This window comes from Arthrobacter jinronghuae (genome assembly GCF_025244825.1).
GTDB classification, from domain to species: domain Bacteria; phylum Actinomycetota; class Actinomycetes; order Actinomycetales; family Micrococcaceae; genus Arthrobacter_B; species Arthrobacter_B jinronghuae.
Window position 1 is genome coordinate 2,782,233 of the sequence record NZ_CP104263.1, and the last position, 15,313, is coordinate 2,797,545.

Consider the following 15,313-nt stretch of genomic DNA (forward strand, 5'->3'; position numbering starts at 1 on the left):
CGTGGCCGGGGTTTTCCAGGGGAACTACTTTACGACGACGGCCAGCACGTCGCGGGCGGACAGCACCAGGTATTCCTGGCCGCCGTGCTTGACTTCGGTTCCGCCGTACTTGGAGTAAATGACTACGTCGCCTTCGGCAACGTCAACCGGGATGCGGTTGCCGTTGTCATCAACGCGGCCGGGTCCAACTGCAACTACTTCACCCTCCTGGGGCTTTTCCTTTGCAGTGTCCGGGATAACGAGGCCGGAAGCAGTGGTCTGCTCGGCTTCGAGGGGGCGGACAACAATACGATCCTCAAGGGGCTTAATCGAGACCGACACTCGGGCTCTCCTTTGCGTAGTTTCTAACGGAATGGGGCCGTTGGTCTGGCGCTGGCCGTCGTCGCGGTGCCGGTTCGCGCTTTCCCTTCGGGAGTTAGCACCCTCACGTTCGGAGTGCTAACTCAGACTTTATGCAACGGTTAGCACTCGGTCAAGGTGAGTGCCAGTGCGCACCCCGTCCGCACCCCTCTCCCCCGTAATGGCAGGCAACCGAATGAGACAGGGGATTTGCTTAGGTTGTCCTAACCGGGATAGTTTTCATCTGCGCGCACCATTAGAAAACATTTCTGTGTCCTAATCCCCCGATAGGCACATCGAGTCTCACCGGAGCCCCCATGATCACCAAGTCCCGCCTGCTGGCCGGAACCGCCCTTGTGTCCCTCCTCGCCCTCAGCGCCTGCTCGACTGAAGCAGCAGATGCCGACGTCCAGTCCGCACAGGCCTCAACCATGACGGTTGAGCATGCCCAGGGAAGCACCGAAGTTCCGGTGAACCCGGAGACCGTCTACACCTTCGACCTCGGTGCCCTCGACACGATGGATGCCCTCGACATTGACGTCGACGGCGTGCCTGCCGCCAACTTCCCGGACAGCCTCTCCCAGTACGGCGCCGAAGAGATCACCAAGATCGGGAGCATGAAGGAGCCCGACTTCGAAGCGATCAACGCCGGCGCTCCGGACCTGATCATCATTTCCGGCCGGGTTGCCGATTCCTACGAGGAACTGAGCAAGATTGCCCCCACCATCGACCTCAGCGTCGACAACGCCGATTCCTGGAACTCCTTCAAGGAAAACACCCAGACCATCGGCAAGATCTTCGAGAAGGAAGACCTGGTTGAAGAGAAGCTGGGTGCCCTTGAAGGCAAGGTCGAGGACACCAAGGAACTGGCAGCCGACGCCGGCAACGGCCTGATCGTTATGACCAGCGGCGGGGAAATGACCGCCTACGGCGCGGGCTCCCGCTTCGGCATCATCCACGACGTCCTGGGCCTGGAACCGGCCGCCGAGGTTAAGGGCGAGGGCAAGCACGGCGAATCTGTTTCCTTCAACTACATCGCGGATACCAATCCGGACCACCTGTTCGTCATTGACCGCGACGTAGCCGTCGGCACCTCCGGCGAAGCCGCCTCCGCCGTGCTCGACAACGAGCTGGTCAAGAGCACCAAGGCTGCACAGAACGAAAACATCACCATGCTGGATTCCGCCAGCTGGTACCTGGTCGGATACGGCCTGAACAACGTGGACACCATGGTTAATACCGTCCACGACGCTCTCTAGCCGCACTTCTGCGCTCCGTGGCCCGGCACCGCTCGTGCCGGGCCACGGAGGAACTGGATACCGATATATGACTGCCCCCGCCGTGCCGGCTGAAAAGCCGGCCCCCGCGTCCGCCGCCGCTCCCCTGGAACGGCGGCGCTTTCTGCGTTCCACCGCAGCACTGGTCCTAGGGGTCTGCGTTGTCGTCCTGCTGGCGGCCGTGAGCCTTTTTGTCGGCGTCGGCGACCTTTCGCTCTCCTCGCTGATGTCCGGGGATCCCACCACGCACATGCTGTTCTGGGTCAGCCAGCTGCCCCGCACGCTCAGTATTGTCCTGGCGGGCATGGCCCTGAGCGTGGCCGGACTGATCATGCAGCTAATGGCCCGGAACAAGTTCGTGGAACCCTCCACCGTCGGCACGGTGGAGTCGGCCCAGCTGGGAATCCTGGCGGTGACCGTGCTGCTGCCGGGCGCCTCCATGTTCCTGAAGATGTCCACCGCTTCGGTTTTCGCCGCCGCAGGAACCGCACTCTTCCTGCTCATCCTGCGCCGGATCCCGCTGCGCAACACACTGATCGTGCCCCTTGTGGGCATCATGCTCGGCGGCGTGATTTCCGCCGTCACTACTTTCTTCGCCTACCGCACCGACCTCCTCCAGACGCTGAACAGCTGGATGATCGGCGATTTCTCCGGCGTCCTGCGCGGCCGCTACGAACTGCTTTGGATTGTCGGTGCCCTTACCCTGATCGGCTACCTTGCGGCGGACCGTTTCACGGTCGCGGGCATGGGGCAGGACTTCACCACCAACCTCGGACTGAACTACAACCGGGTCATGGCGCTCGGACTGGTCATTGTCTCGCTCATCAGCGCCGTGGTGGTGGTCAGCGTCGGCTCCATCCCGTTCCTGGGGCTGATTGTGCCCAACCTGGTGTCCCTGCTGATCGGTGACAACGTCCGCCGGGCGGTGCCCTGGGTCGCCGTTTTCGGAGCGGGCTTCGTCCTGCTCTGCGACATCATCGGACGCACCATCCGCTACCCGTATGAAATCCCCGTGGGCGTAGTGGTCTCCGCCGTTGGCAGCGTCATTTTCCTGTATCTCCTCCTACGCAAGCGCGGTTCCCATGCCTGAGACATCCACCAGCGCACTGCCCGCAGCCCTTACCGAGCACCGCAGGCGTCCCGTCCGGACCGTTCCCGCCGGGTTCTGGATCATCGTCCTCGGCGTCGTCGCGGCAGCACTGGTTGCGGTGTTCATGACCATTGAGCTGCGCGGGAACCTCGGCTATGCCCTGCCGCGCCGGGCTGTGAAGGTAGGCTCCATGATCCTGGTGGCGTACGCCGTCGGGGTCTCCACCGTCCTGTTCCAGACGGTCACCGCCAACCGGATCCTCACGCCGTCGATCATGGGCTTCGATGCCCTCTATGTGCTGATCCAGACGGTCCTGGTGTTTGCCTTGGGCGGCGGTGCCCTGCTGTCGCTGGGCGCGCCGATCCGCTTCTGCCTCGAAGTGCTGCTGATGGTCGGCTTCTCGTTCCTGCTCTACCGCTGGCTGTTTACCGGCGGCGGGAAGTCCCTGCACCTGATGCTGCTGGTGGGAATCGTCTTCGGCACCATGTTCCGCGGCTTCTCCTCGCTGCTGCAGCGGCTGATCGACCCGAGCGAGTTCATCATCCTGCAGGACCTCTTCTTTGCCAGCTTCAACAATGTCGACGCCGCCCTGCTGGGCTACTCCGCCGCCGCCGTCGCGCTGGTCAGTGCCGTCGCCTGGCGGATGCGCCACTCCTTCGACGTCCTGGCCCTGGGCCGCGAGACCGCGGTCAACCTGGGGGTGGACCACAAGCGGGCGGTGACCGCCACGCTGATCATCTGCTCGGTGCTCGTTGCGGTGTCCACGGCCCTGGTCGGACCGGTGACCTTCTTCGGGCTCCTCATTGCGTCCCTGGCGTACCAGCTGTGCGCGAAGTTCCGGCATGCCTCGGTGCTGCCGATTGCCGTTCTGCTGGGAATCATCGCCCTGGTGGGCGGGCAGCTGGTGCTGGAGCGGGTCTTCGACTTCGACACCGCGCTGAGCATCGTCATTGAGTTCGTGGGCGGCATCGTGTTCCTCATCCTGCTCCTGAGGGGAAACGTGAAATGACCCTCCTCCCCCTGCACCGCGCGAAAGGCCCCTCTTCATGATCTCCGTCAACGGCGTCACCAAGCGCTACTCCTCCACCGTCGTCGTGGACGGGGTGAGCTGCGAGATCAAGGAGGGCGGCATCACCTCGATCATCGGACCCAACGGTGCGGGCAAATCGACGCTGCTCTCCATGATCAGCCGGCTGCTGCCCATGGACTCCGGCTCAGTTGCCGTGGACGGGCTCGACGTCGTTTCCACCCCCGGCCGGGACCTCGCCCGGAAAATGGCGATCCTGCGCCAGGACAACCAGCTCACCGTCCGCCTGACCGTTCGGGACCTGGTGGGCTTCGGCCGCTACCCGCACAACGCCGGCCGGCCGGGACCCGAAGACAAGGTCCACATCGAGCAGGCAATGGCCTATCTGGACCTGACGGCACTGGCGGACCGGTTTGTGGACGAGCTCTCCGGCGGTCAGCGCCAGCGCGCGTTCATCGCCATGGTGCTGGCACAGGACACCGACTACCTGCTGCTGGATGAGCCGCTGAACAATCTGGACATGAAGCACTCCGTGGAAATGATGCGGCTGCTGCGCCGGCTCACGGACGACTTCGGGAAGACCGTGGTGCTGGTCATCCACGACATCAACTTCGCCTCCTGCTACTCGGACGACATCATTGCCATGTGTGACGGCCGGCTGATCCACCAGGGACCGCCGGCGGCCATCATGCAGCCGGACGTGTTGAAGGATATCTACGAAATCGATATCCGGATCGAAGAGATCGACGGAAACCGGATCGGCGTCTATTTCGCCTAGCCGTTGGTGCTGAAGTCCGGCAGCTCCGGCAGCATGAGGGGAATCCCCTCCACCGAGGCATGGATGAACCGGACCAGCACGTCCCAGACCACGTCCGAAGGCATAGGCTCCAGGCGGACGTTTTCCCCCGGACCCGGCGTCAGCCGATACTGACCGGCAGATCCGGCGTTCACCCAGCCGAACCATGCGCCTGTACGCTCCTCCAGCACCTCCCACTGCGTCCACGGCTGCTCCCACATCCGTGTTCCGGCCTCGTCCAGGTCCTTGGGCGCGATGGTCCGGGCGTCCTCAAGCCGGTCCAGATAATGCTTCTTCGGCAGGATCAGCGCCTGGTGCGGGAGGCTCCAGGCCGGAGACAGACCCGCCCAATCCGCTATCAGCTTCGGTACGGCATTGGCCTGCGTGAGGCGAACGAACAGTTCGTCGGACCCCAGCTCCGCATCGGACGGAAGAGAAGCAGAAAACAGCGACGGCGCCGTGGTGACTTTCGCAAGGCCGCCTCCGATCCACGCCTGCATCACGGATCCCCCGGCTGCACCCGAGGCTTCGATCAGGAACGCTGCTTCATTTCCCCGGGTGGGTGTCAGGAACTGCTCGCCGGCGGAGGTCAGCGTGCCGTCAGCGGTGAGCAGTCCGGCCGACTGCAGCTCCAGCGCGGCGGCGTCCTTCCGCTGGAACCGGCCCAGCCGGGTCCTGTCCGCGAGGGTGTCGAGCAGCTCGAGGGAGGCAATGGAAAATACATCCCCGGATTCACGGTACGGCTGCGCACCGGAGATCCCGGCCAGGTCCTCGACGTCGGCTCCCATCCAACGGGAGGCGAACTCGTCGCGCCGAGGTTCCTGCGGGGCGATGCGGTCCAGTTCAGGCTGTTGCCCGCTGTAGAGGCCGCCTTCCGGTACTGAGCCGTCGATTCTGATATCTGCGACCATGTGCTCGAACAGCAGCTTCATTCCGATGTGCTGGTCAACGGTGTAGCTGGCAGTTGCCTCGAGTGCGTATCCGCCGGCCAGCCAGATCCAGCGGTCCACGCAGACAGGATGAGGGCCTACCTGATGGACAAACCGCTGGCGGCGGCCCGTGACAGACGTACCGTCTGCCGTGGACTCCCAGAGATCATGGGAAACGATCCGCACATCCTCAAACTGTTCCAGGGTTGAGGCGAGAGCCGCTGTCGCGTACCGGGCAACCGACGCCCGCGCGGCGGGTGCCCACCTCAGAACCATATTCGGTCGGAAGGTTCCCGCCGGGACAGGTGGATGTGCAACAGCCAGCATGCCTCCCGGAGCCTCGATCCGCTCCCAGCCGTCCGGGCGCGGCAACCCAAAAGAATCGAGCAGCTCATAGCTGAAGCCCTCGGTGTCCATACTCATGATTTCCCTTCCCCGTTCAGGAACTCTCTGGTGAACCGGTCCTCCCCGCGGGCCATGAGCCGGTCCACTTCCTTCATCCACTCCGGTTGCATGAACTTGGGCATCCAGAGCCAGCCGAGCATGCCGATACCCTGGCAGGCAAACATGAGGAGGGTATAGGGAACCGACACCGCTTCGTTGTCCGGCACAAAGTGCAGGGCTGACACCAGCATCAGCCATGCGCCCAGATAGGTGGAGGCGAGGGAGGGCTTACCGGGGAAGAAACCGTCGAGGACAATCATTCCCACGAAAATTTTCCGGTAGACCAGGATTCCGCCCACAAAAAGCAGCAACCCGAACGGAAAAACGATGGCAAAGAATGCCCAATAGTTGGTTTCTGTTTCCAATGCCGTCCCCTATCTCGCCGCGCGGCAGCCCGTCACGTGGGTCTGCCGCCGGGTTGCATTGAAGTGCTCCCCATCACAAACTACCGGCTATTTGCCGAAAAGCTTATTCCAACAATCCCCTGCAGCTTCCGCGACATTGTCCGCTGCCTTGCGCGCAGCCTTGCCGGCATCAGACTTCATCAGGTCCGACTCCATGAAGTCATCGGCCGCATTCATGATCCCGTCTGCCGCGACATCCTTAATCGATTTGCCGCCCAGGAAATCAAACTCCACCGAAGTGATAACCGAAATCCCGATACCTATGGCGGCCCCCGCCACTGTTCCCACCGGTCCGCCTATGGCAGTGCCGATCATTGCACCTGCGGCAGCTGCGCCAAGGTCAATTCCCGCCTTGGTGCCGCCTTTCACTGCACCCATGGCGTCCGCGCGCTTGTCCAGTTCATCAGGGTCCATGCCGGGATTTGCCTGCAGGAGTTCGTTATAGGCATCCTGCCGCTCGTCCTTGACGGTCAAACCGGCCGTCACGAGAGTCAGCGCACCGCCGCCTATTTTGAAGCCCTTGGCACTGTTGGTCAGCTCTGAGAACTTACCCGGGGTGGTAGCCCATTTGGACGGGTCCGCATCCACCCTGTTCTTGTAGCCGTCCCAGGTGTTGTACAGCAGCTTGCTGGGTTGGGGCCTGAGCTCGAACGTATTCACGGAGGTGAGCTTCCATATCCCGTCGCTGACCCACCGTCCTCGTGCCATGTGCCGAATCCGCTCGGCGGACGTCTCGTAGCGGACGTAGACAGGCTTGGCTGTGGGAACTTTTACGACGGTCTGGCGTGAGGTCGCGAGCTTGGCAGCGGCACCCACAAATCCGGTCACGGCGGTGCCCCATTTATTAGTGACCTCATTGACGAACGCATCATCCCCGAGGACGACAGTGAGCAGTTTTGCCGCTGTTTCCTCCTCAAGTGCCCGATAATCGTTCGTGAGCGCCGCCACCTCGGCCGGCAGCAGCAGGTCGACCGGCGGCGACGGGGCGAGAGGGTCAGCGGGCGCCAGGCATTGGGTTGCTTCCTGCTCGGCACGGGAATCGGCCGCTTCCACCCGCACCATCAACTGATCCCGGCGGATTTGGAGCCAGCGGATGCCTGACGCGAAGGCCAGCAACGTATCGCCTGCTTCTTTGGCGGTCTGCTCCAGCAGCTCCGCGTGCGGTGTGACCGTCCTGAAGACGTCCACGATCTCGGCCGCGCCGTCGCCCTCGTAATGCGCGTTCAGCTGCCGCCAGGTGTCCGCAGCGTCTTCGACGCTCTGCAGGTAGGACGTGCCTCCCTTGCCGAGGGCCGGCGCGGCGCCTTCAATGGCATCCGGAGACGCCCATCCGAAGAGTCCGGAGGTATCGATCGACATCAGTTCCCGCCCTCCGGCTCAGGAGCCTGGAAAATACCGGACTGTGCTTCGGCAAGGCTTGCCCTGGCGGCGTCCGCCATTGACGCATCCGCTTCCGCGATGATGGACACAGCCTCGCGGACACCCGCCACGGCGTTGCCGATCCGGGCTTCTGCTGCCTCGGCCTGCAGCGCGAGGGTGTTCAGCCACAGCTCCCCCAACGCCTGGGCCACGGCGCCCGTGCCACCGGGTCCGCAGGCCGTCTGGGCGTCCGCCACTGCGTTCTGCAAAGCTGTCAGTGCCGCCGGGCGCCCCGGATCGCTTTCCACCTGCCCAAGAACCCGGGCGCACCCCTCCGGATTCACGTCGTAGCCGCTCAACGGCATAATCCCCACTCCCCCGTTATCCCGTAATGCTGAAGACTTCTGCACCCTAAGGTACAAGAAATAAAACATTGCGCCCATGGGGAGAACTACCCATGGACGGCCGGGGTTCCGCCGGAAAAAGAAGCGCGGACCAAACTGCGCCCGGGACGCAGCCAATATGGACCGGCCCCGTTGCGCCCTGCCGGAGGGTTCTCCTACGTTGAGAGACCCACACACCGGTCTCTTGGGAAGGACCTGCGATGGAGTCCAAACTGCGCGTAGCTGTCCGGCTTGATCTGGACGCGCGTCAGGCATGCCTTGAGGTGCATGGGCGGGTCACCGAGCAGAACTGCAGGGTCCTGTACGTGCTGGCCAGACGTGCCAACGCTGCCCTTCCCGGCCTGTTCGTGGTTTTGGACCTTCAGAAAGCCTCCGCAACCGACGGGGCACTGGCGGCACTGTCGCACAGTTCGGAAACCGGGCACCTGCCCGTGCTGACCGGCGGGCTGATCCAGGGAACGTTTGCACCCCGCCAGTTAAGCGTCCTCGCCCCGGCTGCATAGCCCCCGCCGGTTACCTACCGCCTCCGCTGGCCTGCCTCGCCGCTTCTTCCATGCGCCGACGCCGTGCGGCTCTCTTTTCATCTCGTATCCACTGCGGCTGGAGGAACGGCGGCATCCAGAAACTGCCCAGGACCCCCAATATTCCAGCAATGAACATCAGAAGGATCAAGAACATGGTCACCAGCGCGTTTAGCCCACCGTCCATGGCGAACTGCGTCAGCGGCATCAGAATAAAAGCCGCACCAAGGTACGTTATGGCAAGCGCCGGCTCCCCGGACATCACAATGTTGAGACCGGTCCGATAGTGGCGGAACCTGCCGTTGTAAACGAGGAGACCGCAAAGCATAAGAATGATTCCCATCGGAATCAGAATCAATGCCACGAGAGTATCGGCGTTCATCTATTCAGCACTCATTCAATTTGTTGTAACTCCAGGAGACACACGTGCGCGGGTCAGCCTAATATATTCCGCCGGCCCGCCTGGCCTGCCACTGCGGCGAGCCGCCCCACGGCCTCGGCCAGCACCTCCGGGGAGCAGGCGAAGTTCAGCCGGACAAATCCGGCGCCCTGGTGCCCGAACCGCGGCCCCGGCTCCAGCGCCACCCGTGCCTGTTCCAGGGCCACCGCCGCGGGATCGTCTCCCCAGCCCAGAGCCCGCAAATCCAGCCAGGCGAGGTAGCCGGCCGACGGCGGGCGGTACCCCACGCCCGGCAACCGCTCCGCCAAAAGCTCAGCCAACAGGCGCCGGTTCGCGGCCAAGGATTCCATCACCCCGGCAAGCCAGGCACCGCCGTCGTTATAGGCCGCCGCCGTGGCATGCAGGCCGAGGATGCTGGTGCGGGCGGAGACTTCCTCGGGCATGGACGCCAGCATCAACCGGGTCCGGTCGCTTTGGCCGATCATCACCGCGCACTTGGTACCGGCAATATTCCACGCCTTGCTGGCGGCCGTGACGCAGAGGCCGTATTCCCGTGCGTTCTCCGAGACGGTGAGGTACGGAGTGAACTCCCCGGGCGCGTAGGTCAACGGTGCGTGGATCTCGTCGCTGATCACGGCCACGCCGTACTTCGCTGAGAGGTCCGCGAGCGCCCGCAGGGTCTCGGCCGAGTGAACCAGTCCCAGCGGATTGTGCGGGTTGCACAGCAGCAGGGCGTCCGCGCCGCGGGCAAAGGCCCGCTCCAGCCCGGGCAGGTCCAGTTCCCAGCCCTCACCGTTCAACAGGAGCGGAACCTCCACCACCGAGGAGTCCGCTTCCAGCGGCAGCTCAAAGAACGGCGGGTAGACCGGCGGAGTGATGACCACGCTGCCTTCCGCGGGTACTGCCCGCCGCAGGCATTCCACAATCGCCACGCTCACATCCGTGGTGCTCCGCACGTCATCCGGATCCACCGCCCAGGCCCAGGTCCGGGCGGCAAACCCCGCGAAGGCCTGCGCCACCGGCGCAGGCCCGGCGATATACCCGGTGTCCGAGGCCAGCACCCGGTCGATGATGGCCCGCTGCACCGGTTCCGCCAGCGGGTAATCCATTTCGGCCACGAACAGCGGCAGCACGTCGGCCGGATAGGTCTGCCATTTGTAACTGGTGCGTGCCCGCAGTGCAGCCAGCGGCTCGGCGGCGATCTTCGTCATGCCGCCCAACCTACAGCTAACGTGCCCGCGGGCAGAACAACTAGGCTGGAGGGCATGCCCGATACTTCCCTTGCCCATGTTCTGACCCCCGAGGGATGGCAGCTGCTGAACTCGCTTCCCCCGTATCTCGAATCCGAGTCCCTGAAGCTGAACACGGATCTGCGCAAGGCCGGGCATTCCCCGGAGCTGGTGGCCGCTGTGCTGACCCAGGCGAAGCTGCGGATGAAGGCCCGGGCGAAGTTCGGCCCGTTCGCCGAGCACATGGTCTTCACGCAGCCCGGCCTGGAGCAGGCCACCCGGCTGAACGTGGCCGCACTGCACGCCCGCCGCTATCAGGAGGCCGGACTGGAGAAGGTGGCGGACCTCGGCTGCGGAATCGGTGCCGATTCCCTCGCCCTGGCTACCCTGGACCGGCAGGTGACCGCCGTCGAACTGGATGAGATCACCGCTGCGGCAGCCACCATCAACCTCATGCCCTGGCCGGAAGCAACGGTGGTCCAGGGCCGCGCCGAGGAATTCGACCTGACCGGGTTCGACGGCGTGTGGCTGGATCCGGCGCGCAGGACCACGTCGACGTCGGGCACCACCCGCATCTTCGACCCGGAGGCCTTCTCCCCTCCCCTGTCCTTTGTGGAGTCCCTGGCGGATTCCGGCCTCCCCGTCGGCGTGAAGATGGGTCCCGGCATCCCGCACGAAGCAGTGCCGGCCGGCTGCGAGGCGCAGTGGGTGTCCGTGGACGGCGACGTCACCGAGGCGACCCTGTGGTTCAACGCGCTGCGCCGCGAGGGCGTCCGGCGTGCCGCCCTGGTGATCGGTTCCGGCGGCGCAGCCGAGCTGACCTCCCCGGTGGACTACGACGCCGCCGCCCAGGACGTGGGAACCGGCCCCGCCGAGGGCTACCTGTACGAGCCCGACGGCGCGGTGATCCGGGCCGGGCTGGTGGCCGACGTCGCGGCCACCCTGGACGGGCATCTCCTGGATCCGCATATCGCCTACATCTGCGCCCCTGAACTGCGCGATACCCCGTTTGCCCGGGCCTACCGCATCCTCGAAGTCCGCCCGTACAACGTGAAGGCGTTGAAGGCCTGGGTCCGGGAAAACCGGATCGGTGTGCTGGACATCAAGAAGCGGGGAATGTCAGTGACGCCGGAGGAGCTGCGCAAGGCCCTGCTCACCGGCTCGGGGAAGGGGGGAAACCGGGGGGAAAAGAAAGCCACGCTGGTCCTCACCCGGATCGGCGAGGACCGCGTGGCCCTGGTGGTGGAACCGGTTCCCTCCGCATAGGCGGTGCGGGCGCCGGCTCGGCAAAACGGGTCAGGAACGGGAGAACTCGCTGGCTTCGCGCACCTGCTCCGGCGTCGGGCGCACCCCCGTGTAGAGCACGAACTGTTCCTCGGCCTGGATGGCAATGACTTCCGCTCCGGTGATCACCGGTTTTCCGGCGGCGCGGGCGGCAGCGATCAGCGGGGTTTCCGCGGGCAGCGCGACGACGTCGAACACCACCCGTGCGGCGGCCACGGCGTCGTCGCCGAAGGACTGCACGTCCTCGTCCTGCCCGGACATGCCCAGCGGGGTGACGTTGATGAGCAGATCCGCCGTGGACGTGCCGGGCTCCGCCTGCCAGGCGAAGTCGTAAAGGTCGGCAAGCGCACGGCCGGTGGCCTCGTTGCGGGCAACCACCGTGACATCGGAGAACCCCGCGTCCCGCAGGGCTGCGGCCACCGCCTTGGCCATGCCGCCGGATCCGCGCAGCAGCACCGAGTGCGTGGCCGGCACCCGGTGGTCCCGCAGCAGCCGGGCGATGGCCAGGTAATCGGTGTTGTAGGCGGTGAGCACGCCGTCGTCGTTGACTATCGTGTTCACCGATTCGATGGCCTTCGCGGACGGATCCATCCGGTCCACGAGCGCAATCACTTCTTCCTTGTACGGCATGGACACGGCGCAGCCGCGGATCGGCAGGCCGCGCACCCCGGCAATGGCCTGTGCCAGGTCCGCGGGGGCGAACGCCTTGTACACGTAGTTCAGGCCCAGCTGGTCATACAGGTAGTTGTGGAAACGCGTACCGATGTTGCTGGGCCGCGCGGCCAGGGAAATGCACAGGGTCATGTCTTTGTTCAGGATCGGCATTCCCCCATTATGTCTGCGGCTGCCCGCTGCGTTCGATTTCCCGGCGTGTTCGGGGCCGAGGCCCGGAGCAGGCGTCGCGCGGCTATAGGATTGGTACGGTTCTCAACGCAAAGATGCGGGTCCGAGTACTTCAGTGGTAACGCATAAAGCAGGAGACAGTTTGGAAATCGAGTTCGCCAAGTCGGCCCAGTCAACATTGGGAGTCGAGTGGGAGCTGGCCCTTGTGGACGGCACTACGGGAGACCTGGTCTCCGTGGCGGATGAGGTGCTGCGCGGCGTGAACGTCAATGACCCCGCCCTGCATGAAGATGACGAACATCCGCACATCAAGCAGGAACTGCTGGAAAACACCGTTGAACTGGTGACCGGGATCTGCGGCACCGTCGCGGAGGCCAAGGCGGATCTTGCCCGTTCACTCGCTGCGGTCCGGCGGGTGACCGACCCGATGGGCGTCGAACTGTTCTGCGCAGGTTCCCACCCGTTCAGCACACCGCGTTCGCAGCCGGTCACGGACAAGGAACGCTACGCCAAACTCATTGACCGGACCCAGTGGTGGGGCCAGCAGATGCTCATTTACGGGGTACACGTCCATGTGGGACTGGACAGCCGGGACAAGGTGCTGCCCGTGCTGGACGGGCTGGTGAACTACTTCCCGCATTTCCAGGCCCTGTCCGCCTCCTCCCCGTTCTGGTCCGGGGAAGACACCGGCTACGCCTCGCAGCGCGCCCTGATGTTCCAGCAGCTGCCCACCGCGGGCCTTCCGTTCCAGTTCGGCTCCTGGGCCGAGTACGAGTCCTACGTCCAGGACATGTTCACCACCGGTGTCATCGACTCGATCAGTGAAATCCGGTGGGACATCCGGCCCGTTCCGGGGCTGGGCACCATCGAGATGCGCGTCTGCGACGGGTTGGCGGACATCCAGGACGTGGGGGCCATCGCCGCACTCACGCAGTGCCTGGTTCACGAGTTCTCCTCGATCATCGACGCCGGCGGCACCATCCCCACCATGCCGCCCTGGCACGTCCAGGAAAACAAGTGGCGTGCGGCGCGGTACGGCCTGGAAGCCATCGTGATCCTCGATGCCGAGGGCAACGAAAAGCTGGTCACCGACCACCTGCTCGAGGACGTCCTGCCCCGGCTGGCACCGATCGCCGCCGAACTGGGCTGCAGCGCCGAACTGGCCGACGTCCGGACCATCATCGAGCGCGGCGCCGGATACCAGCAGCAGCGCCGGGTAGCGGAAGAGAACGACGGCGACCTGCGCGCCGTCGTCTTCGACGGTATCCGCCGGCTGCGCGGCGCCTAGGCTCCGTTTCCTGCGTACGAAAGGGCCCCGGCGGTATTCCGCCGGGGCCCTTTCGTCGTCAGGCGCCGGAAGCGTACGTCAGCCGCCGGACCCGCCGGACCCGCCGGTCAGGCGCCGGCCGCCGCCACGTGAATGCTGGTCACCGGGAGTGACGGATCCGTGCCGAAGCCGATCCCCGAGGGTTCGCCGCCGGCCATGACCACCTGCGCGCCGAGCGCGGCCACCATGGCGCCGTTGTCGGTGCACAGGGAAATCGGCGGGACCCGCAGTTTGATGCCCGCCGCGGAGCAGCGTTCCTCGGTCAGGGCGCGCAGCCTCGAGTTGGCCGCCACTCCCCCGCCCAGGAGCAGGTTGGTAATACCGTGCTCCGTGCAGGCCAGCACCGCCTTGGCGGTAATCACGTCCACCACGGCTTCCTGGAAGGACGCGGCAATGTCGGCCACCGGAAGGTCCTGCCCGGCTGCCTCATACTGCTCCACGCAGCGGGCCACGGCCGTCTTGAGCCCGGAGAAGGACCAGTCGTAGCGGTGCGGCCCCGGCGCTTCGGCAGTGCCCATGTACTTGGGCTGGGTCAGTCCGCGCGGGAAGCGGATGGCCTTCGGGTTGCCTTCCCTCGCCAGCCGGTCAATGGCCGGTCCGCCGGGGTAGCCCAGCCCGAGGATGCGGGCCACCTTGTCATAAGCCTCGCCCGCGGCGTCGTCGATGGTGGAACCGAGCAGTTCCACATCGCTCGTGAGGTCGGCTACGCGAAGGATCTCGGTGTGCCCGCCGGAGACCAGCAGCGCCCCGAGGTTTTCCGGCAGGGCGCCGCCGTCGAGCACGCCCACCCCCACGTGGGCCACCAGATGGTTGATGGCGTAGAGCGGCTTGCCCGTGGCCAGGGCCAGAGCCTTCGCGGCGCTGACCCCCACCATCAGTGCCCCGGACAGGCCCGGGCCGGAGGTAACGGCAATAGCGTCAAGGTCGGCGAGCGTCACGCCCGCTTCGGCCAGGGCCGCCTGCAGTGCCGGGACCATGGCGTCCAGGTGCGCGCGAGAAGCAATCTCGGGGATAACGCCGCCGAACCGCACGTGTTCCTCCATCGAGGAGGACACCGTGTTGGTCAGCAGATCGGTCCCCCGGACAATTCCGATTCCCGTTTCGTCGCAGGAGGATTCGATGCCGAGCACCAGGGGGTCGGTGCGGTTCATTTACTGTCCTTCGTTTCTGTTGCAGTCCCGGTAACCGTCGGAGCGCCGGACCACTCGGCCAGGGGCAGGCGCATGATCAGCGCGGAGGCGCCGTCGCGGTAATAGCGCGGCCGGACATGGATCTGTTCGAAGCCGAACCAGCGGTACAGGCGCTGGGCGCGCGGGTTGTCGTCCCGCACTTCCAGGAGCACGTCCTCGGCGCCGCGCTGCTTGGCTTCGTCCACCAGGGTGGTGAGCAGCCGCGAACCGATGCCGGATCCTTCGTTTTCGGGCACGACGGCGATGGTCTGGACGTCCGCGATCGGCAGCACACACATCAGGCCGGCATAGCCGATGACGGTTCCGGCCGGGTCCACCGCCACGTAATAGGAGCGGGTGGACGTCTGGGCCAGCTCGTCGTGGAACATCTGCAGCGGCCACGCGTCGACGGGAAACAGGCGGCGTTCCAAGGCATCGACGGCGGGAATGTCGTCGACGTCCATCTGCCGG

General features: G+C 65.0%; 17 protein-coding genes. 7 read left to right on the forward strand and 10 right to left on the reverse strand.

What is annotated here, in order from left to right; genetic code table 11:
- Positions 1-24: 24 nt before the first annotated feature.
- The gene (groES, locus tag N2K98_RS13000; RefSeq protein ID WP_146361179.1) at positions 25-321 is read right to left on the reverse strand and encodes a co-chaperone GroES; all 297 of its coding nucleotides are present in this window, start codon (positions 319-321) and stop codon (positions 25-27) included.
- Between the two features lie 335 nt (positions 322-656).
- Between groES and N2K98_RS13005 the strand changes: the two genes are divergently transcribed.
- The 4 genes from N2K98_RS13005 (at position 657) to N2K98_RS13020 (ending at position 4,511) form a co-directional block, all read left to right on the forward strand.
- Positions 657-1,598 (forward strand): siderophore ABC transporter substrate-binding protein, encoded by a 942-nt coding sequence (locus N2K98_RS13005; protein WP_255865053.1) that lies wholly within the window; start codon positions 657-659, stop codon positions 1,596-1,598.
- A gap of 67 nt (positions 1,599-1,665) precedes the next feature.
- A complete protein-coding gene (locus N2K98_RS13010; protein WP_255865052.1) occupies positions 1,666-2,706 on the forward strand; it encodes an ABC transporter permease in 1,041 nt (346 codons plus the stop codon).
- A complete protein-coding gene (locus N2K98_RS13015; RefSeq protein WP_255865051.1) occupies positions 2,699-3,715 on the forward strand; it encodes an iron chelate uptake ABC transporter family permease subunit in 1,017 nt (338 codons plus the stop codon). Before N2K98_RS13010 ends, N2K98_RS13015 begins: the two co-directional genes overlap by 8 nt.
- A gap of 37 nt (positions 3,716-3,752) precedes the next feature.
- Positions 3,753-4,511, forward strand: coding sequence for an iron ABC transporter ATP-binding protein (locus N2K98_RS13020; RefSeq protein WP_255797053.1), 759 nt, complete (start codon positions 3,753-3,755; stop codon positions 4,509-4,511).
- Here the strand turns inward: N2K98_RS13020 and N2K98_RS13025 are convergent.
- From N2K98_RS13025 to N2K98_RS13040, 4 genes are all read right to left on the reverse strand, one after another.
- Positions 4,508-5,881 carry a hypothetical protein gene (locus N2K98_RS13025; RefSeq protein WP_255865049.1) on the reverse strand — a complete coding sequence of 458 codons (1,374 nt, stop codon included), beginning with the start codon at positions 5,879-5,881 and terminating at the stop codon, positions 4,508-4,510. The two genes, N2K98_RS13020 and N2K98_RS13025, sit on opposite strands and share 4 nt — an antisense overlap.
- Complete coding sequence (locus tag N2K98_RS13030; protein ID WP_255797051.1) at positions 5,878-6,267, reverse strand: hypothetical protein; 390 nt, start codon at positions 6,265-6,267, stop codon at positions 5,878-5,880. Before N2K98_RS13030 ends, N2K98_RS13025 begins: the two co-directional genes overlap by 4 nt.
- 87 nt (positions 6,268-6,354) lie before the next feature.
- On the reverse strand, positions 6,355-7,665 hold the full coding sequence (locus N2K98_RS13035) for a hypothetical protein (RefSeq protein ID WP_255797050.1): 1,311 nt from the start codon (positions 7,663-7,665) through the stop codon (positions 6,355-6,357).
- Positions 7,665-8,030 carry a DUF6507 family protein gene (locus N2K98_RS13040; protein ID WP_255865160.1) on the reverse strand — a complete coding sequence of 122 codons (366 nt, stop codon included), beginning with the start codon at positions 8,028-8,030 and terminating at the stop codon, positions 7,665-7,667. The genes N2K98_RS13035 and N2K98_RS13040 overlap by 1 nt, the downstream gene beginning before the upstream one ends.
- A gap of 239 nt (positions 8,031-8,269) precedes the next feature.
- Here N2K98_RS13040 and N2K98_RS13045 point away from each other — a divergent pair, with 239 nt between their 5' ends.
- Positions 8,270-8,572 carry a hypothetical protein gene (locus tag N2K98_RS13045; protein ID WP_255797048.1) on the forward strand — a complete coding sequence of 101 codons (303 nt, stop codon included), beginning with the start codon at positions 8,270-8,272 and terminating at the stop codon, positions 8,570-8,572.
- Between the two features lie 10 nt (positions 8,573-8,582).
- Here the strand turns inward: N2K98_RS13045 and N2K98_RS13050 are convergent, their stop codons facing one another.
- Together N2K98_RS13050 and N2K98_RS13055 are read right to left on the reverse strand one after the other, a co-directional pair.
- Positions 8,583-8,972, reverse strand: a complete 390-nt coding sequence (locus tag N2K98_RS13050; protein WP_255865048.1) for a hypothetical protein — start codon at positions 8,970-8,972, stop codon at positions 8,583-8,585.
- A 53-nt stretch (positions 8,973-9,025) separates the two neighbouring features.
- Positions 9,026-10,201 carry a MalY/PatB family protein gene (locus N2K98_RS13055; RefSeq protein WP_255865047.1) on the reverse strand — a complete coding sequence of 392 codons (1,176 nt, stop codon included), beginning with the start codon at positions 10,199-10,201 and terminating at the stop codon, positions 9,026-9,028.
- Positions 10,202-10,255: 54 nt separating this feature from the next.
- Between N2K98_RS13055 and N2K98_RS13060 the strand changes: the two genes are divergently transcribed.
- Positions 10,256-11,485: a THUMP-like domain-containing protein gene (locus tag N2K98_RS13060; RefSeq protein WP_255865046.1), complete on the forward strand. Its 1,230-nt coding sequence runs from the start codon at positions 10,256-10,258 to the stop codon at positions 11,483-11,485.
- A 30-nt stretch (positions 11,486-11,515) separates the two neighbouring features.
- Here N2K98_RS13060 and N2K98_RS13065 read toward each other — a convergent pair whose 3' ends face one another.
- Positions 11,516-12,328: a shikimate 5-dehydrogenase gene (locus tag N2K98_RS13065; RefSeq protein WP_255865045.1), complete on the reverse strand. Its 813-nt coding sequence runs from the start codon at positions 12,326-12,328 to the stop codon at positions 11,516-11,518.
- Positions 12,329-12,488: 160 nt separating this feature from the next.
- Here N2K98_RS13065 and N2K98_RS13070 point away from each other — a divergent pair, with 160 nt between their 5' ends.
- Entirely contained in the window at positions 12,489-13,634 is a 1,146-nt protein-coding gene (locus N2K98_RS13070; RefSeq protein WP_255797043.1) for a glutamate--cysteine ligase, read from the forward strand.
- A 107-nt stretch (positions 13,635-13,741) separates the two neighbouring features.
- Here N2K98_RS13070 and tsaD read toward each other — a convergent pair whose 3' ends face one another.
- Positions 13,742-14,824: a tRNA (adenosine(37)-N6)-threonylcarbamoyltransferase complex transferase subunit TsaD gene (gene tsaD, locus N2K98_RS13075; RefSeq protein ID WP_229949924.1), complete on the reverse strand. Its 1,083-nt coding sequence runs from the start codon at positions 14,822-14,824 to the stop codon at positions 13,742-13,744.
- Entirely contained in the window at positions 14,821-15,306 is a 486-nt protein-coding gene (gene rimI / locus N2K98_RS13080) for a ribosomal protein S18-alanine N-acetyltransferase (RefSeq protein WP_255865159.1), read from the reverse strand. The genes tsaD and rimI overlap by 4 nt, the downstream gene beginning before the upstream one ends.
- Positions 15,307-15,313: the final 7 nt, after the last annotated feature.